Source organism: Nocardia bovistercoris, from assembly GCF_015674855.1.
In the GTDB taxonomy this organism is placed as follows: domain Bacteria; phylum Actinomycetota; class Actinomycetes; order Mycobacteriales; family Mycobacteriaceae; genus Nocardia; species Nocardia bovistercoris.
In genome coordinates this window covers 314,732-334,236 of record NZ_JADMLG010000003.1, presented here as the reverse complement: position 1 = coordinate 334,236, position 19,505 = coordinate 314,732, and the positions used below count along the sequence as shown (strand labels likewise).

Below are 19,505 nucleotides of genomic sequence, written 5' to 3'. Positions count from 1 at the left end.
CACTCGAGAGGAACTTCCTGTGACGGACGACAGACGACTGGCTCACAACCCGATCGCCATCGTCGGGATGTCGGGCCTGCTGCCCAAGGCCCGCAATCATCGCGAGTACTGGCAGAACATCGTCGACGGCGTGGACTGCACCGAAGAGGTGCCCGCGTCGCGATGGAGCCTGGACGACTATTACGACCCGGATCCGACGGCCGCCGACAAGACCTACTCCCGGCGTGGCGCGTTCCTGCCCGACATCGATTTCGACCCGCTGGAATTCGGCCTCCCGCCGAATCAGCTCGAGGTCACGAGCACCATGCAGACACTGAGCCTCGGTGTCGCGCGCGATCTGCTCGTCGACGCGGGCGCGGTGGATTCGAACTGGTACGACCCGAGCCGGACCGGTGTGGTGATCGGCACCACCGGACCCGTCCCCCTCATGCATCCGCTGGCGGCGCGACTGTCCACGCCGGTGCTCGAGGAGGCAGCGCGCTCGGTCGGGCTCTCCGACGACGACGCGCGCGCGATCGCGACGAAATTCGTGGCCGCGTTCGCGCCGTGGGAGGAGAACTCCTTCCCCGGTCTGCTCGCCAACGTCGTCGCGGGCCGGGTCGCCAACCGACTCGGCCTCGGCGGCATCAACTGCACCGTCGACGCGGCATGCGCGGCGTCGATGGCCGCGATCCGCACCGCCATCGCCGAACTGCTCGACGGGCGCGCCGACATGGTGCTCACCGGCGGCGTCGACACCGAGAACACCATCTTCATCTACATGTGCTTCAGCAAGGTCGGCGCGCTCTCGCCGACCGGCCGGATCAGCCCGTTCTCCGACGGCGCCAACGGAACTCTGCTCGGCGAGGGCATCACCATGCTCGCGCTGCGCCGCCTCGAAGACGCCCGCCGCGACGGCAACCGCGTGTACGCGGTCATCCGCGGCCTCGGCTCATCCAGCGACGGCCGCGCCAAGAGCATCTACGCCCCGCGCGCGGAAGGCCAGGTGCTCGCGCTGCGCCGCGCCTACGCCGACGCCGACTGCTCACCGGCCGACATCGAACTGTTCGAGGCGCACGCCACCGGCACCGCCGTCGGCGACAAGACCGAACTCACCGCGCTCGAGGGCGTGCTGAGCGAGGCGTCGCCGGAACGCGCCTTCGCCGCGCTCGGCACCGTGAAGTCCCAGATCGGGCACACCAAGGGCGCCGCGGGCACCGCGAGCGTCATGAAACTCGCACTGGCACTGCACGAGAAGGTGCTGCCCGGCACCATCAACGTGGACGCGCCCAATGCCCTGATCGCGGCCGAGGACGCGCCCTTCTACGTGAACACGCGCACCCGCCCGTGGATCCTGGATCCGCGGCGGCCGGTGCGCCGGGCCGCCGCCTCCGCGATGGGCTTCGGCGGCACCAACTTCCACCTCGTCCTCGAGGAATCCGATCAGCGGCGCGCGGGTGTCGTGCTGCACCGCACGCCGCGCGCGCACATCTGGCACGCGCCCGACGTGTCGGGACTGATCGACGCGGTGCGCAGCGTCGCGTCCGGTGACGGCGGCGACATCCCGGACGACCACGCGCGCGTCGGCTTCGTCTCGGTCGACGCCGAGAGCGCGGATCACCTGCGCGAGTTGGCCGTCGACGAGTTGATCCGCGATCCGCTGGCGCGGCACTGGGATCACCCCGAGGGCGTGTTCTTCCGCGCCGCGGCGCTGCCCGAACGTCGGATCGGCGCGCTGTTCGCGGGCCAGGGCAGTCAGTACGTCGACATGGGAGCCGCTGCCGCACTGGACAATCCGCCCGTCGGCGCGGCCTTCGACGCCGCCAACGCCGCCTTCGCGGGCGCGCCGCGCAGGCTGTCCTCGGTGCTGTTCCCCGCGCCCGCCTTCGACGAGCAGACCCGCTCCGAACAGGAACTGACGTTGCGCCGCACCGAATTCGCGCAGCCCGCGATCGGCGCCCTGTCCGCGGGCCAGTTCCGGGTGCTTACCGAATTCGGCCTGCGCGCCGACGGATACCTCGGCCACAGCTTCGGCGAACTCACCGCGCTGTGGGCCGCGGGCGCGCTCGCCGACGAGGACTTCCACCGCCTCGCACGGGCGCGCGGCGTCGCCATGACCCCCGAGGACGGCGTCGACGCCGGAACCATGATGGCCGTCGGAGCGACCCGCGACATCGCCGAAGAACTCGTCGCCGCGGTCGAGGACGTGTGGATCTGCAACCACAACGCCCCCGACCAGGTCGTGCTCGGCGGCGGCGCGGACGGCATCGCCGAGGTCGCGCGGGTATGCGCGGAACGCGGCATCGTGACTCGTGAACTGCCGGTCTCCGGCGCGTTCCACACCCCCTACGTCGGCCACGCGGTCAGCGCCTTCGGCGCGGCCGTCGCCTCGGTGCGCATCGGCGAGCCCGACGCGCCCGTCTACGCCGACACCCCCGGCGTGATCTACGGCGCCGACGCCGACGCCAATCGCGCCGTCCTCACCGAACAGCTCAGCAAGCCGGTCGAATTCGCGGCCGCGCTGACCGCGATGCGCGACGCGGGCTGCACGGTCTTCGTGGAGTTCGGCCCCAAACAGGTCCTCACCTCGCTGGTGCGCCGCACCCTCGGCGACGACGTGATCGCGATCGCCACCGACTCCGGCCCCGTCGGCGACGGCAGCCTCGCACTCGCCCGCGCCGCCGTCCGGCTCGCCGTCCTCGGCTTCGACCTGCGCGGTCTCAATCGTTACGGCGCGCCGCAGCCCGTCGCCGCGTCCGCCGGATCCGGCATGACGGTGTCGCTGTCGGCGCCCGAATACGTGCCGCAGAGCCGCCGCGCCGCCTACTCCGCGGCTCTCTCCGACGGTTACCGCGTGAGCGTTGGCGGATCCGGAAGCGCCGGTTCGGGCGTGTTCGGAGGTGTCGGCGTAGCCGCACCCGAGCGCGTCGGTGTGGTTGCACCGGGAAGTGTGGGCGCGGCCGTGTCCGGAACTGCTGGTGTGGCTGCGCCCGGAGGTGTCGGTGTGGCTGGGCCCGGAGGTGTCGGTGTGGCCGTGTCCGGAACTGCTGGTGTGGCCGTGCCCGGAAGTGTTGGCGTCGCCGCACCCGAGCGCGTCGGTGTGGCCGTGTCAGAGGGTGTCGGCGCGGCCGTGTCCGCACCGGTCGCCGTCGGTGCCGCCGCGCCCGTGGCAAACCATTCCCGAGTCGTAGAGAGGTCGAACGTGCAGGCAACGTCCAACGACGCGACGCATCCCGGCGCGTCGCAGGTGCCAGGAGTCGCGCCGTCGCAGTCGGCGGGCTCGGCGCTGTCGCGGGCGGCCGAGTTCGCGCCGTCGCGGTCGGTCGATTCCGGTCCGGTCGCGCACGCCGCAGCCGAGGCGGTCGCGGCCCGATCGGAGTCCGCTCACGCGTCCGCGAGCTTTGGCGGATTCGGTTCCGATACTGTCGATTCCGCGCTGGTGCAGCACATGCAGACGCACCGCCAGTACCTCGACGGCCAGCTCGACCTGGCGCGCGGTCTGGCGGGCCTGCTGAACGGCGGCACACTGGACGAATACACCGTGCGCGCCATAGAGGCGGTCAAGGACCACGGGGTGACCATCAGCGAGAGCCACGCGCACGCGGGCGAGGTGCTGGTGCAGCTGGCCGAACTCGAGAGCGGCGCCGCACCCGCGGTCCGCGCCCCCGCCCACCGAGTCGCACCCACAGCCCCGGCCCCCGCGCTGGAGCGCCGGGCCGCCACCGCCCCCGAACCCGCGCCCGCCAACGGTCACCACGCCGTCGCACCCGCCGCGCCGTCACCCGAAACCAACGGCGCCGCAGAGACTTACATCCCCGCCCCGAGTGCGGACCCCGCGCACATCCCGGTTGCGCCTCCCGTTCCGACCACCCCGGTCGCGCCACCCGCGTCGCACACTTCGGTAGCTCCCGCACCCGCGCGGAACGATTCGGCCTCGGCCGAGGAGTTGCGTCGCGCACTGCAGGAAGTGGTGGCCGAGAAGACCGGCTATCCGGTCGAGATGGTCGATCCCACACGCGATCTGGAGGCAGATCTCGGTGTGGATTCGATCAAGCGTGTGCAGGTGATCGGCGCTCTCCAGGAGCGGTTCCCGCAGTTGCCGGATCTGGGTCCCGAGCAGTTGGGCACGTTGCGCACGCTGGATCAGATCGTGGATCTGCTGGGCGATTCCGCCGCGCAGGCTCCCGCTGCGCAGGGTGCTCCCGCTGCGTCGGCGGGTATCGGCAGTGGCCCGTCCGACGAGGAGTTGCGGCGGGCGTTGCAGGAGGTCGTGGCCGAGAAGACCGGTTATCCGGTCGAGATGGTCGATCCGACGCGTGATCTGGAGGCGGACCTCGGTGTGGATTCGATCAAGCGTGTGCAGGTGATCGGCGCTCTCCAGGAGCGGTTCCCGCAGTTGCCGGATCTGGGTCCCGAGCAGTTGGGCACGTTGCGCACGCTGGATCAGATCGTGGATCTGCTGGGCGATTCCGCCGCGCAGGCTCCCGCCGCGCAGGTTTCGGCTGGGCAGGTTTCGGCTGGGCAGGTCCCCGCTACGCAAACCTCGGCGGGGGAGTCCTCCTCCGCGCCCGTCAGTGCCGGTGGAGGTGGTTCTTCCGACGAGGAGTTGCGTAAGGCGTTGCAGGAGGTGGTGGCCGAGAAGACCGGCTACCCGGTGGAGATGGTCGACCCCACGCGCGATCTGGAAGCGGATCTCGGTGTGGATTCGATCAAGCGTGTGCAGGTGATCGGCGCTCTGCAGGAACGGTTTCCGCATCTGCCGAGCCTGGGTCCTGAGCAACTCGGCACGCTTCGCACGCTGGATCAGATCGTCGCCGAGTTCGCGGCGGCGACAGGCGGTGATGTCCACCCAAAAGCTGAGGCCGCGGCATCGACGCCGCGGCACCTGGTCGAGTCCGTCGAGCTGGCCCCGGTGGACGCGGCCGTCGAGACCTACCGCGCGGGGGCGAGCGTGCTGCTCGTCGACCTCGCCGGAGAGTCCGAATCCGACCGCGCCGCACTGGAATCCGCCTGCACCCGACGCGGATGGCGGGTGCGTACGGTGCGGACGGTCACCGAAGCCGACGGCGACGACATCGACCTGTGCGTGGTGGTGGTCGGCGGCGCCGCGGACCGCGCCGAGGCGCAGCGCAGGCTCACCGAGGTGATCCTCACGGCGGGTCGGTCGATCCCGCGTCTGCTCGGCGCCGCCGGGCGCGCGGGTTTCGTGACCGTCACCCGCCTCGACGGCGAACTCGGTTACCGCGGCGGCGCCGACCCGGTCTCCGCGTTGCTCGGCGGCGCGGGCGGGGCGGTGAAAACACTGTCCGCCGAACAGCCTTCGCTGTTCTGCCGGGCTGTCGACATCGACCCGTCGGTCACCGGCGACCGCTTCGCCGCGCTGCTGCTCGACGAACTGACCGACAGCGCCAGAGACACCATCGAGGTCGGCATCGACGCCACCGGTGCGCGCCGTACCCTGGCGCCGAGCCGACACGCGGACGCGCGGACCGTGATCGAGGTGCGCCCTCTCGATGCGCAGCCCGAGAGCGTACTCACCGCCGAGGACGTGCTGGTGGTCACCGGCGGCGCACGCGGCGTGACCGCCCTGTGCGTGCTCGCCCTCGCCCGTCGCAGTCCGGCGCGGTTCGTACTGTTCGGCCGCTCGGAGCCGAAGCCGGAGCCGCGATGGGCGCTCGGCGTGGCCGATTCGGATCTCAAACAGGCGGCGCTGCGCGCGCTGGCAGGCACCGGCGTGACCCCGCGCGATATCGAACGCGAATGCGCGAGCATCCGCGGCGTGCGCGAGATCCGCGCCACCCTGGACGAGTTGGGCGACAGGGCACAGTATTTCGCGGTCGACGCCACCGACGAGGCGGCGGTGCGCGCCGCGCTCGAACCGGTGCGCGAATCGATCACCGGCGTCGTGCACGGCGCGGGCGTCCTGGCGGATTCGATGATCACGGCGAAGACCGAGGAATCCATAGCGCGGGTGCTCGAACCGAAGATCGGCGGACTGATCGCCGTCCTCGCCGCGCTCGGCGACCTGCGCCACCTCATCCTGTTCACCTCGGTGGCCGGCCTTTTCGGCAACGCGGGTCAGGCCGACTACGCCGCCGCCAACGAGGCGCTGTGCCGCTTCGCGGTGAGTTACCGGGCAGCCGCCCCGGACTGCCACGTGACCGCGATCGACTGGGGCGCCTGGGACGGCGGCATGGTGACCCCCGAACTGCGGGAGTACTTCAACGCCAGGCAGATTCCGCTGCTGCCCCCGGAATCCGGCGCTGCCGCGTTCACCGAACAGTTCACCGCCGAACGCGCGACGGACACCGTGGTACTGGTCGGCGCCGCCACCGCGCTGTCGGGTCCCGACACGGGCGCTCCGCCCGCGGTACGAGCCCGGCGCACGATCGGCTCGCTCACCGAGCACCCGGCGATCGCCGCGCACAAGGTCGGCACACACATCGTGCTCCCCGCGACCTTCGGCCTCGGCGCGATGATCAACCTCGCCGAACGTCGAGCGCCGGGCCGTTCGGTGATCGGCGTCCGCGAGTTCGAGGTGCTCAAGGGAATCGTGTTCGATCACCCGATCGCCGAACTCGACATCGAACTCGTGCCGGGCGACGAGCACGGCGCCCTCGTCCGCGCCGCAGTGTACGCCGAGGGCGCGGTCCGCTTCCGCGCCGAACTGGTCCTCGGCGACTCGGTCGCTGCGGGCCAACCATCCGGCCAGGACGTGGGTCTGCTGTCCGCACCGACCGGGGATCCCACCGACGCGGTGGTGATCTACCGCGACGGCGTGCAGTTCCACGCACCCGCGCTGCAGGGGATGCGCACCATCCGCGCCGCCTCCGACACCGCGATCGTGCTGGAATGTGTCCTGCCTCCTGCCACCGTGGCCAACGGTGCCTACGCCGGACGACTGCACGACCCGGTGCAGGCCGACTTGATCCTCCAGGGCCCGCCGGTACTCGGCCACCGCCTGCTCGGCGCGGCCTGCCTGCCGCTCGGCGTCGGCCGGATCGACTACCAGGGGCCGCTGCCTGCGGGCGAGCCGTTCCTGCTCATAGTGGACAACCCGCGCGCGGGCCGGGTCGACGCCCGCATCGACGCCACCGCGACCCTACTGGACGGCACAGTGCTGCAACGTTTCTCGGATGTCACCGTGGTGACGACACCGGATCTGACGGAGAAGTTTCGCACCTCGGTGAGGCAGTGGATGTCATGACAGTTCTCGACTTCGACGGAATCCCCTTCGACGCGCTCGCCGCGACCCGCACTCCCGAACCGGCGCCCCTCGCCCCGGCGAGTCCGGCCCCGGCAGCGCACCCGGACACCGCACCCGCGGTGCCCACCCACTCGTCACCTGCCCGGACTGCCCACACCGCACCCGAGGCGGGCGACCCCCGAGTCCGCGCGGCGATCGGCGAGATCCGAGCAGGCGTGGTAGCCGCGCACCGTGCGACCCTGGCCGCCCAGGTCGCCATCCAACGCGCCATCCTGCGCCGCGCGGCCCTCGCCCCGGCCGAGCCGCCCCTCCCCGTCGTCTCGGAGGCGCTCGCCACCTTTGCCGGGACCGTGAGATCGGAGAGCACGGCGGTCTTCGAGCCGACAGCGTCTTCGCGTGCGGGTAGCGGCCGAGAGGTGACCAATGGTCGAGGTGCGGCCGAGCGGTCCGCGGCCTCGACCACCGCGGCGGTTCGGCCTGCGACCTCGAGTGTCACGCCCACGGCCGGACTTGTCACTCCCGCACCGGAACCCGCGTTCAAACCGCTCGCACGAACCTCGGTGACCCGCCTCGATTCCGAGGCGCTGCACCGCCTCGCGGACGGCGATATCGCGGGCGTCTTCGGCCCGAGTCACCGTCGCGGCACCGAACCCGGCGTGGCACGCCTCGCGAGCACGGAACCGCTGACGCTCACCGACGTCGAGTCGATCGAACTGCGCGGCGGCGATGGCAAGGGCAGGTTGGTCGCCGGATTCGACGGCGACCCGCGTGCGGCGGCCGTGCAGGCCGCCGAGGTGTTCGCGCTGTTCACCGGCATGCATCTGGGTCTGTCACGCGGCGACCTGGTCGCGGCGGCGAGCTCGGATCCGACGACCGAGCCGAGCGTCGGATCCGGCGTCCTCGAATTGCTCGTCGGCCGAATCGATCTCGTGCCGCGCCCGCACGTCACCGGTGTCGTCCGGGTGGCGGGCACGGCGACCGCACTCGAGGTGTCGGTGGCGGTGGTGGAGCGCGACGGGACCTCCGTGGGACCGGGCGAGGCCGCGAACGGCCTGCTGCTCAACGAATTCCACATGGTCCACCTCTCGCGCGGAGATCAGACCATCGCCATGGGCCCGGAATTCGCCGAGTACACCGGCGTGCGCGCGACCCGACTGCCCACCGGCGGACTGCTGCTCGTCGACCGTGTGCTCGATTTCGACGGCGCGCGTGGCCGATTGGACTCGGCCGCCTACACCTCGGAATACGATTCGCCCGCCGACTCGTGGTACTACGCCGACACCGCCAATGACTCCATGCCGCATTTCGTCTACATGGAGACCTCCCTACAGGCGGCGCTGCTCATGGGCTACTACGCGGGGCCGACGCTCACCCAGCCCGGCACCACGCTGAGCCTGCGCAACCTGGGCGGCAAGGCGACCGTGCTGCGGCAGATCGATCTGCGCGACAAGACGATCGAACAGTCCTCGCGACTGCTGTCCACCACGATCCTGCCCGGCTCCTCACTCCAGACCTTCGACTACACCCTGAGCGTGGACGGCGAACCGTTCTACGTCGGCGAGACCATGTTCGGCTACTTCAGCGATCAGGCCCTGGCCAACCAGACCGGCCTGGACGCGGGCCGGACGAAACCGAGCTGGCTGGCCGAGCATTCGGGCGCCGCGGTGCGCGAGATCGACGTGGCCGCCCGCCGGGCCGACCCGTCCGCACCGCTGTGCGCGCGCCGGAACCTGACCCTGATCGACCGGGTCACGGTGGTCGACGGCGGCGGCGAACACGGCGCGGGCTACCTGCATTCGCTGCGCACCATCGACCCGTCGGACTGGTATTTCGCCCGCCACTTCCACCTCGACCCGGTGATTCCCGGCTCGCTCGGCGTCGAGTCGGTGATCCACGCCGTACAGGAGTGGATGATCGACGCCGGTTTCGCCGACACCATGGCCGATCCGGTGTTCCGCATCCCGCGCGACATCGCGTTCAGCTGGCGCTACCGCGGCCAGTTCCTGCCCTCCGACGGCACCGTGGAACTCGAGGCGCACGTCAAGTCGGTGCGCCGCGAGCCGCACGGCGTCGTCGTCACCGTGGACGGTTCGCTGTGGAAGCCTGGCCTGCGCATCTACGAACTCATCGACCTCGCCATCGAACTCGTCGACCGGAAGGCTTCGCGATGACCACCTCGCAGACCATCGCGATCGCCGAGACGGCTGCGGAAATCGCTGCGCTGCTTCGTGATACGAATAGTCCGTGCTGGATCATCCGGCACGACGGTCGCGTCGCCGCCACCGCCGACGACACGGTGGCGGCGCGCGCGCAGGTCCTGGCCGCGGTCGGCCCGCTCCCGCCGGAGCGTCTGGGCGACAGCGGTTTCCGCGCCGCGCACGGGGTGCGCGCCGCCTACGCCGCGGGCGCCATGGCCAACGGCATCGCCTCGACGGCGCTGGTGTCGGCGATGTCGCGGGCGGGCTACCTCGCCTCCTACGGCGCGGCTGGTGTCACTCCCGCGATCGTTGACTCCGCGCTGGCGGGCCTGGCTCGCGACCTCGGCGACCGCCCGTTCGCGTGCAACCTGATCCACAGCCCGTCGGAGTCGGCGCTGGAGCGCGCGATCGTCGATTCCTGCCTGCGCCACGGTATTCGCTGTGTCGAGGCGTCGGCGTTCATGTCCTTGACTCCCGAGGTGGTCCGCTACCGCGCCGCCGGCCTCACCGCGGCCCCGGACGGGGGAGTGCGGGTGGGTCACCGGGTGATCGCCAAGGTGTCGCGCGTCGAGGTGGCCGAGGTGTTCCTGCGGCCCGCGCCCGCGCCCCTGCTGCGCGCGTTGGTCGAGGCGGGCGATATCACCGCCGAACAGGCGCGCCTGGCCGAGCGGGTGCCCATGGCCGACGATCTGACCGCCGAGGCCGACTCCGGCGGCCACACCGACCGGCGTCCGCTGACCGTGCTGCTCCCCGAACTCGTCGCCGCCCGCGACCGGGTCGCCGTGACCGTGCCCGCCGCCGCGGCGGTCCGGGTCGGCGCGGCGGGCGGCATCGGCACCCCCGCGGCCGCGGCCGCGGCCTTCGCCCTCGGCGCGGCCTACGTGGTCACCGGTTCGGTGAATCAGGCCGCGCGCGAGGCCGATCAGTCCGAGACCACCAAGAAACTCTTGGCGACCGCGGATTTCGCGGACTGCGCGATGGCGCCGTCCTCGGACATGTTCGAACTCGGCGTGCAGGTGCAGGTGTTGCGGCGCGGCACCATGTTCGCCGCCCGCGCGCACCGGCTCTACGACACCTACCGCGAATTCGACGGTCTGCACGCGCTGCCCGACGCCCTGCGCTCCGATCTGGAGTCGACGGTCTTCCGCCGCCCGACCGAGGATGTCTGGCAGGACTGCGTCGCCTTCTTCACCGAACGCGATCCGGCCCAATTGATCGGCGCCGCCGAGGATCCCAAGCGCAAGATGGCGTTGATCTTCCGCTGGTATCTCGGCCTGTCGTCGGGGTGGAGCATTCGCGGCGTCGCCGAACGCGCCGCCGACTACCAGATCTGGTGCGGCCCGGCGATGGGCGCGTTCAACAGCTGGGCGGCGGGCACCTATCTGGCCGAGCCGCGCCATCGCACGGTCGCCGATATCGCCGACCAGTTGATGTCGGGCGCCGCCTATCTCACCCGCGTGGCGCAACTGCGCACCGCGGGCGTGCGGCTACCCGCCGTGATCGCCCGTTTCGAGCCACGACCCAGCGAGGAACGATGACCACACTCGAATCCGGCGCGGCGACCGGGACCGCGTGGCTGCTGTGCGCCGCCTGCGGCGCGATCGTCTACGCCAAGCGCTACGAGCGCGCGGGCCGGATCTGCCCCGAATGCGACGGTCACGGCGCGCTCACCGCCGAGCAGCGCATCGCGGCGCTGCTCGACCCGGACTCCGTCGAGATCCTGACGGTCGCCGAAACCGTCGCCGACCCACTGGAATTCACAGATTCCCGCCCCTACCCGGAGCGGCTCGCGCAGGCCCGCGCCCAGACCGGGATGGTGGACGGCTTCCGGTGCGCGCGCGGCGCCATCGACGGTGCGGGGGTTGTCGTGGCCGCCATGGATTTTCGCTTTCTCGGCGGCAGTCTCGGCGCCGCGGTCGGCGAGGCCGTCACCACCGCGGCCGAGGCGGCGCTGGCCGACCGGACGCCGCTGGTGATCGTGTCGGCCTCCGGCGGCGCGCGCATGCAGGAGGGCATCATCGCGCTCATGCAGATGGCCAAGACCAGTCAGGCCCTGCGCGCGCTCGACGACGCGGGCATCCTGACGATCTCGGTGATCACCGACCCCACCTACGGCGGCGTCGCGGCCTCCTATGCGACGAGCACCGACATCATCATCGCCGAACCGAAGGCCAGGCTGGGTTTCGCCGGTCCGCGCGTCATCAGCCAGACCATCGGCCAGACCCTGCCGCCCGGCTTCCAGACCGCGGAATTCCTGGTCGAGCACGGCATCGTCGACATGATCTGCCACCGTTCCGCGCTGCGCGAACGCCTGGCGCGGCTGCTGGCCATGGCCGCCGATCGCGGCAGGCGCATCCCGAGATCCGACGCCCGCCCGCCGCTGCTCGACGACCCGGCCGAGCGTGATCCGTGGCGATCGGTGCGCACGGCAAGGGAATTGGGTCGTCCGACCACCCTGGACTACCTGAACACCGCCTTCGAGGAATTCGTCGAACTGCACGGGGACCGGATGTCGGCGGACTGCCCGGCCATGATCACCGGACTCGCGCGCCTCGACGGCGTCCCGGTGGTGGTGGTCGGCACCCAGAAGGGCCACAGCGCCGAGGAACTGCGTCGCCGCAACTTCGGCATGCCGAGTCCGGCGGGCTACCGCAAATCCGCGCGCCTGCTGCGGCTCGCGGCGAAGCTCGGCCTGCCGGTCATCGCGCTGGTGGACACCGCGGGCGCCTATCCAGGCATCGAGGCCGAGGAGCAGGGCCAGGCGGTCGCCATCGCCGAGAACCTGAAACTGCTGGCGGGACTGCCGGTTCCGGTGATCACGGTGGTCACTGGGGAGGGCGGCAGCGGCGGCGCGCTCGCGCTGTCGGTGGCCGACACGGTGCTGGTGCTGGAGAACGCCTGGTATTCGGTCATCAGCCCCGAAGGGTGCGCGTCCATCCTGTGGAAGGACGCCGCGTCCGCACCGCGCGCCGCCGCGGCCCTGCGCGTCGACTCGACCTCGCTGCTGCGGCTGCGCGTCGCCGACGGCGTGATCGGCGAACCCGAGGGCGGCGCACACCGCGACCCGTCCGCCGCGGCGGCGAACCTCCGAGAAGTGCTGCGGCACAGTCTCCTCGGATTCGAACCGCTGGCCGCACCCGAACTGCTCGCGCGGCGTCACCACAGATTCCGCGCCTTCGGCACGAACCGACCGACACAGGAGTTTCAATGAGCGAGTCCGTGGCCACCGAACCGGTCGGCCGTGCCCTGAACCCGTCCGACGCCGATGCGGCGCTCACCATTCTGTCCAGGCACGCGCTGACGGTGCGCGACGCCACCGCGCCCAGTTCGGTGACCCTCGTCAACGGCCCGGTCTCGCTGCGAATCAGCTGGAACGGCAACGGCGCCGCGAGCGTCGCCACCTCGGAACAACTCGACGACGCCGCGAAGAACGGCACCAACGGCAACGGTAACGGCAACGGCCACAGCCGGAGCAACGGCGCGGCGCCCGCCGAACCAGCCGAATCCGTCTCCGACGCCGATACTTTCGTCGTCACCGCCGAGACCGTCGGCGTCTTCTACCGGCTGCCCGAACCCGGCGCGGCCCCGTTCGTCACCGAAGGCGACCCGGTGCGCACCGGTCAGCAGGTCGGCATCGTCGAGGCGATGAAACTCATGATCCCGGTGACCGCGTCCGCCGCGGGCCGGGTGCTGGAATTCCTCGTCGAGAACGGCGAAGCCGTGGAATACGGCGCGCCGCTGCTGCGGCTCGAGGCGGTCCGGTGAGCATCGGGGGAATCCGCACGGTGCTCGTCGCCAATCGCGGCGAGATCGCCGTGCGGATCATCCGCACCTGCGCCGAACTCGGGATCGCCACCGTCGCGGTGTATTCCGAGGCCGACGCCGAGTCGGCGGCGGTGCGCATGGCCGATCGCGCCTACCGCATCGGACCCGGCCCCGCCAAGCGCAGCTATCTGCACATTCCCGCGATCGTCGAGGCGGCCCGCGCGACCGGCGCCGACGCCATCCACCCCGGATACGGATTCCTTTCGGAGAACCCGGATTTCGCCGAGGTGTGCGAGGCCGAGGGGTTCGTGTTCATCGGCGCCCCAGCCGCCGTGATGGCCGATCTCGGCGACAAATCCACCGCGCGCACCCTGATGTCGGCGGCGGGGCTGCCGCTGTTGCCCGGCAGCCGCGAACCCCTGGACTCGGCCGAGGAGGCCAATGCGCTGGCCGACGAGATCGGCTACCCGGTGATCATCAAGGCCGTGGCGGGCGGCGGCGGTCGCGGGATGCGCGTGGTGCGCGACTCCGGTGACTTCGCGCAGGCCTGGCGCGACACCCGCGCCAACGCGAGCGCGGTCTTCGGCGACGGACGTCTCTACGTGGAGCGCTATCTCGATTCCGCGCGGCACGTCGAGGTGCAGATCCTGGCCGATCACCACGGCACGGTGCTGCACCTGGGCGCACGCGACTGCTCGCTGCAACGCCGCCACCAGAAGCTGGTCGAGGAATCGCCCGCACCGGGACTGTCCGACGAACTCCTCGCGCGGATCGGCGAGACGGCGGTGCGCGGCGCGGCCTCGGTCGGCTACGTCGGCGCGGGCACCTTCGAATTCCTGCTCGACCCGCAGGGCCGCTTCTACTTCATGGAAGTGAATTGCCGCCTCCAGGTGGAACATCCGGTCACCGAGATGGTCACCGGCATCGACCTGGTCGCCCAGCAGCTGCGGATCGCGGCCGGACTTCCGTTGGATCTGCCCGACGACATCGCCGTGCCGCGCGGGGTCGCCATCGAATGCCGGATCAACGCCGAGGACCCGGCGCGCGAATTCGCACCGGCGCCGGGCACACTCACCGAATGCGTGCTGCCCGGCGGCCCGTTCGTGCGGGTCGACACCCACGTCGAATCCGGTTATACGATTCCGCCGCACTACGATTCGCTGCTGGCGAAGGTGATCGTCTGGGGTGAGGACCGGTCCGCGGCGATCACGCGGATGCGTCGAGCGCTGGCCGAGACCAGGATCGACGGCGCGGGCGTGGCCACCACCGCGCGTTTCCTGCACGATGTCCTCGACCATCCGCGCTTCGTCACGGCCGAGCACGACACCGCGCTGATCGGCGCCCTCACCGAGCCCGTGTCCGTGGGTTCCTGAGCGCCGGACGACGAAGAAGGCGGTCGAGATATCTCGACCGCCTTCTTTCTTTCTCGGAAGCGTTCTCACGCAGGAAGTTCGCCCGCGGTGATCCAAGCGCCGAGCACGCGCGCGATGGCCGCGGAATCCTTGGTCCACAGGAAATGGTCGCGATTGGCGATCTCGGAGTTCTCGTCGATATGCCAGCGCGACACCCGCGCCTTCGGCATCCGCGAGACCAGGAAGTCCACATTCGACTTCGGCCCGAGCACATCATCGGACAGCGAGATCGGCAGCACCGGCAACGTCATCCGCGACAGCAGCGCGTTGTAGCGGCGCTTGCTGCCCCTCGGCCGGTAGTAGCTGGTCAGCGAGTGCACCGACCAGTCGATCATCACCCCGCCCGGCATCGGCGCCGGAATCAGCACGCCGCCCGGCCAGTGGCCCTTCACGCGCGCGACCATGCCGATCCACTGGATCTGGCTGATGGCCTCGAACCAGCGGCGCGGCCCGAACGCGTACCAGAACACGGTGCCGGTGCCGATGGTGATCACCCCGGCGACCCGCTCGGGTTCGGCGGCCGCGAACAGCAGCGCGAGCTGCCCGCCCAGGCTGTGCCCGAACAGGTACAGCGGCGCCGACGGGAAGCGTTCGCGCACCGCGCCGACGAGCGCGGGCATATCGATCTCGAGCATCTCGCGATACCCGAAGTCGGTGTGCTCGCCCAGGGCGGGCGCGGCCTCGCCGTGCGCGCGCAGATCGCAGGTCGCCACCGAAAGGCCCTGTGCGTGTAACGCTTTGGCCAGCGCCAGATAGTTGCGCGCCTTCATCGCCATGGCCGGGATGATCAGCACCACCGGTGCGTCCGGTGTTTCGGCGGGCAGGAAGCGCACGGTGAACACGACCTCGTCGGAGGTCCGCACGCGCACCGATTCCAGCGACCCGAACTCCGATTTCGCGTCGGGCGTCTTCGTGGTCATGCCCGCTCCTCGACGATGGCCACATCGCACACGTAGTCGAAGGTGAACTTCGCGACCACGACCTCGTTGTCGTCGAGCAACGCGACCTTGCCGGACAGCTCGAAGCGACCCGAGGCCGTCGCGCCGAGCACCTCGGCCAGTTCGCGCAGGTCGACGGTCGCGATCGCGCGGATACGGCCGACGGCAGGCTTGCGGTAGGAGGCGGTGCCCGCCTTCAGCACCAGCCGTTCCACGGTGTACAGCCGGGTCGCGGCGGCGCCGACGAAGGCGGCCGCGCCCGCGATGTCGGCGGCGGTGAACAGCGCGCCCGCGTGCACGGTGCCCATGTGGTTGCGGACCGATTCCAGCGCGGGGATCTCCACGACGGCGCGGTCGGCGCTGATCTCGGTGACGACGGTGCCGACACGCTCGGCGAAGGGCACCATCGCCTGCGAGACGGCCCGCAGGTATTCGTAATCGACGGCGGCGTAATTCAATTCGGGATAGGCCGCCGCGAATCCGGCGATTTCACGAGTAGTCATGACGATTCCTCACTTCTGCACGCGCAGCGCGCGGCGGGCGATGGACCAGCGCAGGACCTCGGAAGGGCCCTCGTAGATGCGAAAAGCCCGCGCCTCCACCAGGAAACGGGCGACAAGATGATCCTCGCAGACCCCGAGCCCGCCGTGCAGCTGCACCGCACGGTCGAGCACCCGCCATACCGCCTCGGCGACGAAGGTCTTGGCGATGGAGGTCTCGTGCTTGGCCTGCGAGGAGGACGGACCCTGCTCGTCGATGGTGGTCGCGGCCTGCTTGATCAGTCCGCGCGCGGCGGCGATGTCGATCTCGTTGTCGGCGATCATGCCCTGGGCAAGACCGTGTTCGGCGATCGGCGCGCCGAAGCCGGTGCGCTCGGTGATGTGGGCGACGGCGAGCCGGTGCCCGCGCACCGCGAGCCCGAGCCAGTTCATGCAGAACACCAGCCGCGACGGCGCCAGCCGGACCTGCGCGAGCGTCAGACCCTGGCCGACCGCGCCGAGCACCGCGTCGTCGGACACCTCGCAGTCGGTGAACAGCACCTCGCAGTGCCCGCCCGGCGCGCTGGTGTGGTCGAGCGTCGGCATCCGCCGCCCGACCGTCATGCCGGGATTGTCGGCGTCGACCAGGAACATCGTCGGGCCGTCGGAAGTGCGCGCCACGCAGATGGTGAACGCCGCGCCCTGCGCGCCGGTGGTGAAATGCTTGGCGCCGTTGATGACCCAGCCGCTGTCGGTCTCCTCGGCGTAGGTGCGCAGCATGGTCGGGTCCGAACCGGCGCCGGGCGCGGGTTCGGTCATCGCGATGGCCGAACGGACCTCGCCGGAGGCCAGCGGCGCGAGGTAGCGCTGTCGCTGCTCGGGATTCGCGACGTGGGCGAGCAGATGGATATTGCCGTCGTCGGGCGCCCATGCGTTGATCGCGAGCGGCCCGATCAGGCTCGCGCCCGCGGCCTCGAGCACCTGCGCCTGCGCGCGGGTGTCGAGGCCGAGTCCGCCGAAAGCCGGATCCGACAGCGGGCCGAACACGCCCGCCTCCTTGGCCTTCTTCTGCAACTCCAGACGCAGGGCGTCATCCATCACCCTGCCGTCGGCGACGATCTCGCGTTCGACGGGAAAGACGTGGTCACGGACGAATTCGGTGGTCTTCTCTACCAAGTGCGCCACTGAGGTCATGGGGTCAGTGTCGGTGCGCGGCGCGAGCGCGGCGACGGGCGATAGTCAACGTCGATTGCGCGAATCGACTGCGCGAACCTCGTGGCCGCCGCAACGCCCGCCGGGCGACAGTGGCTCCATGACCGACTTGCCGGTACGCATCACCGCCCGCAGCGACGAGGCCACCGGAGTCTTCGCACTCGAACTCGCCGCGCTCGACGGCGCCGAGCTGCCGCCATGGTCACCGGGCGCGCATATCGACGTGGCCGTCGGGCAGGCCGGGGTCAGACAGTACTCGCTGTGCGGAGAGCCCGGCGACCGGACCCGCTGGCGCATCGCCGTGCTGCACGAACCCGACGGTCGCGGCGGTTCCGATCTGCTGTTCCGCACCGCGCACGCGGGCGCCGAACTCGCGGTTTCGCCGCCGCGCAACAACTTCGAGCTGGAGTCCCGCGAGCGCTACGTCTTCATCGCGGGCGGCATCGGTATCACGCCCATCCTGCCGATGATGGCGGCGGCGCGGGCCTCTGGCGCGTCCTGGCGGCTCTACTACGGCGGCCGGACCCGCGAGCACATGGCCTTCGCCGAACACATCACCGCCCGCTACCCCGAGGCGCGACTGCTGCCGCAGGACGCGCACGGACTGCTGCCGCTGGCCGAGATCATGGACGAGAACGGCGACGCCGCCGTGTACTGCTGCGGTCCCGAACCGCTGCTGACCGCCGTGGAATCCGAAGGCGCGCGGCGCGGTGTCGCGGTGCGCACCGAACGATTCGTCCCGCGACTCGTCGACAGCGCCGAGGACCTGGCCTTCGAGGTGAAACTCGCCGACGGCCGCACGCTGCGCGTCGGCGCGCGCCAGTCGATCGTGGACGTCCTCGAATCCGCGGGCGTCCCGGTCGTCACCTCATGCCGTGAGGGCACCTGCGGGAGCTGCGAGACACCGGTTCTCGGCGGTGCGATCGAGCATCGGGATTCGATTCTGAGCGCGGAGGAACGCGAGCGCGGCGACACCATGATGCTGTGCGTGTCAAGGGCGCGCGGCGACCTGCTCGTGCTCGATATCTGAAGCAGGTTCGGACCTGGCCGCCGTGGCAAGCGGCGCCGCACTACTCGCGACGAGGACGCCATGATCGACACCGACGCCGAGGATCGGATCATCACGCTCGACGGTGATTTCTTCGCCGACCCACACGCGCACTACCGGCGCTGGCGCGCGAACGGTGCCGTGCATCCGGTGCGCTTCCCCGACGGGGTGGTGCGGTGGGTGGTCATCGGATACGCCGAGGCGCGGGCGGCGTTGGCCGATCCGCGACTGCGCAAGAACATGTCGCATATCGATGCCCTGCTCAGCGCTCGCCGCGAGGCGCCGCCGACGAATCCGCAGTGGCTGGCGCTGACCTCGCACATGCTGCACAGCGACCCGCCGGAGCACACCAGATTGCGGAAACTGGTCAACAAGTCCTTCACCGCGCGTGCCGTCGCCGAACTGCGCCCGCGGGTCGAGCGGATTGCCGACGATCTGCTGGACGCGATGGCCGCCGCGGCCGAGACGGACCTGATGGAAGCGTTCGCGGTGCCGTTGCCGGTGACCGTGATCTGTGAACTGCTCGGCGTGCCCTACGGCGATCGGGCGGATTTCACGAGGTGGACGCGGGATCTCATCGGCATCGCCGGTCGCGAGGCGGAGCGGGGGCGCGCTGCCATGGCGATGGTCGGCTATCTGGGTGAACTGGTCGCCACCAAACAGCGCGAACCTGCCGACGACCTGCTGTCCGCGCTTGCCGCCGCCCATGAGGACGGCGACCGGCTCAGTTCGGCCGAGCTGGTGTCGATGGCGTTTCTGCTGCTGGTCGCCGGGCACGAGACCACGGTCAACCTGATCGGGAACGGGGTCTACGCGCTGCTGCGCGATCCGGTTCAGCTCGCGGCCCTGCGTGCGGATCCGTCGATGATCCCGGGCGCGGTCGAGGAATTGCTGCGCTTCGACGGGCCTGTCGACATGGCGACCGTGCGCTACACCGCCGAACCGGTGTCGCTGGGCGGAGTCGAGATTCCCGAAGGGGAGCTGGTCTACGTGGCTGTCACCGCCGCGAACCGTGATCCCGATCGCTTCCGGGATCCGGACACCCTCGATATCGCGGGCGACAGCTCTCACCTGTCGTTCGGTCATGGCATTCACTTCTGCGTCGGGGCGCCGCTGGCTCGTATGGAGGCCACTGTCGCGTTCGCCGGGCTGCTGCGGCGGTTCCCGGATTTGGCGTTGCTCGACGGGGCGTCGGAGCCCCAGTGGCAGCCGAGCACGATGATTCGGGGGATGCTCGGGCTGCCGGTGCGGTTGCGGGGGTGACGGG

At 70.6% G+C, this 19,505-nt stretch carries 11 protein-coding genes; 8 read left to right on the top strand and 3 right to left on the bottom strand.

The genetic code is table 11. From position 1 onward, the window contains the following. Positions 1-19: 19 nt before the first annotated feature. The 6 genes from IT779_RS37605 to IT779_RS09510 are packed head-to-tail and all read left to right on the top strand — an operon-like array spanning position 20 to position 14,522. A complete protein-coding gene (locus tag IT779_RS37605) occupies positions 20-7,186 on the top strand; it encodes a type I polyketide synthase (RefSeq protein WP_196148859.1) in 7,167 nt (2,388 codons plus the stop codon). Continuing rightward, positions 7,183-9,357, top strand: coding sequence for a beta-hydroxydecanoyl-ACP dehydratase (locus tag IT779_RS09530; RefSeq protein WP_196148858.1), 2,175 nt, complete (start codon positions 7,183-7,185; stop codon positions 9,355-9,357). Before IT779_RS37605 ends, IT779_RS09530 begins: the two co-directional genes overlap by 4 nt. Beyond that, a complete protein-coding gene (locus tag IT779_RS09525; RefSeq protein ID WP_196148857.1) occupies positions 9,354-10,922 on the top strand; it encodes a PfaD family polyunsaturated fatty acid/polyketide biosynthesis protein in 1,569 nt (522 codons plus the stop codon). The genes IT779_RS09530 and IT779_RS09525 overlap by 4 nt, the downstream gene beginning before the upstream one ends. Then, positions 10,919-12,595 carry an acetyl-CoA carboxylase carboxyl transferase subunit alpha gene (gene accA, locus IT779_RS09520; RefSeq protein ID WP_196148856.1) on the top strand — a complete coding sequence of 559 codons (1,677 nt, stop codon included), beginning with the start codon at positions 10,919-10,921 and terminating at the stop codon, positions 12,593-12,595. The genes IT779_RS09525 and accA overlap by 4 nt, the downstream gene beginning before the upstream one ends. Continuing rightward, entirely contained in the window at positions 12,592-13,149 is a 558-nt protein-coding gene (locus IT779_RS09515; RefSeq protein WP_196148855.1) for an acetyl-CoA carboxylase biotin carboxyl carrier protein, read from the top strand. The genes accA and IT779_RS09515 overlap by 4 nt, the downstream gene beginning before the upstream one ends. Then, positions 13,146-14,522, top strand: coding sequence for an acetyl-CoA carboxylase biotin carboxylase subunit (locus tag IT779_RS09510; RefSeq protein ID WP_332838730.1), 1,377 nt, complete (start codon positions 13,146-13,148; stop codon positions 14,520-14,522). Before IT779_RS09515 ends, IT779_RS09510 begins: the two co-directional genes overlap by 4 nt. Positions 14,523-14,587: 65 nt before the next feature. Here IT779_RS09510 and IT779_RS09505 read toward each other — a convergent pair whose 3' ends face one another. From IT779_RS09505 to IT779_RS09495, 3 genes are read right to left on the bottom strand one after another with little or no spacing between them, the layout of a single operon-like run. Further along, positions 14,588-15,481, bottom strand: coding sequence for an alpha/beta hydrolase family protein (locus tag IT779_RS09505; protein ID WP_196148854.1), 894 nt, complete (start codon positions 15,479-15,481; stop codon positions 14,588-14,590). Next, positions 15,478-16,002 carry a YiiD C-terminal domain-containing protein gene (locus tag IT779_RS09500; RefSeq protein ID WP_196148853.1) on the bottom strand — a complete coding sequence of 175 codons (525 nt, stop codon included), beginning with the start codon at positions 16,000-16,002 and terminating at the stop codon, positions 15,478-15,480. Before IT779_RS09500 ends, IT779_RS09505 begins: the two co-directional genes overlap by 4 nt. A 9-nt stretch (positions 16,003-16,011) precedes the next feature. Then, the gene (locus tag IT779_RS09495; RefSeq protein WP_196148852.1) at positions 16,012-17,172 is read right to left on the bottom strand and encodes an acyl-CoA dehydrogenase family protein; all 1,161 of its coding nucleotides are present in this window, start codon (positions 17,170-17,172) and stop codon (positions 16,012-16,014) included. 118 nt (positions 17,173-17,290) lie between these two features. On the opposite strand from IT779_RS09495, the gene IT779_RS09490 reads away from it, so the two are divergent. Both IT779_RS09490 and IT779_RS09485 read left to right on the top strand, forming a co-directional pair. Continuing rightward, positions 17,291-18,220: a PDR/VanB family oxidoreductase gene (locus IT779_RS09490; RefSeq protein WP_196148851.1), complete on the top strand. Its 930-nt coding sequence runs from the start codon at positions 17,291-17,293 to the stop codon at positions 18,218-18,220. Positions 18,221-18,280: 60 nt separating this feature from the next. Beyond that, complete coding sequence (locus tag IT779_RS09485; RefSeq protein ID WP_196148850.1) at positions 18,281-19,501, top strand: cytochrome P450 family protein; 1,221 nt, start codon at positions 18,281-18,283, stop codon at positions 19,499-19,501. The last annotated feature ends 4 nt before the right edge of the window (positions 19,502-19,505 follow it).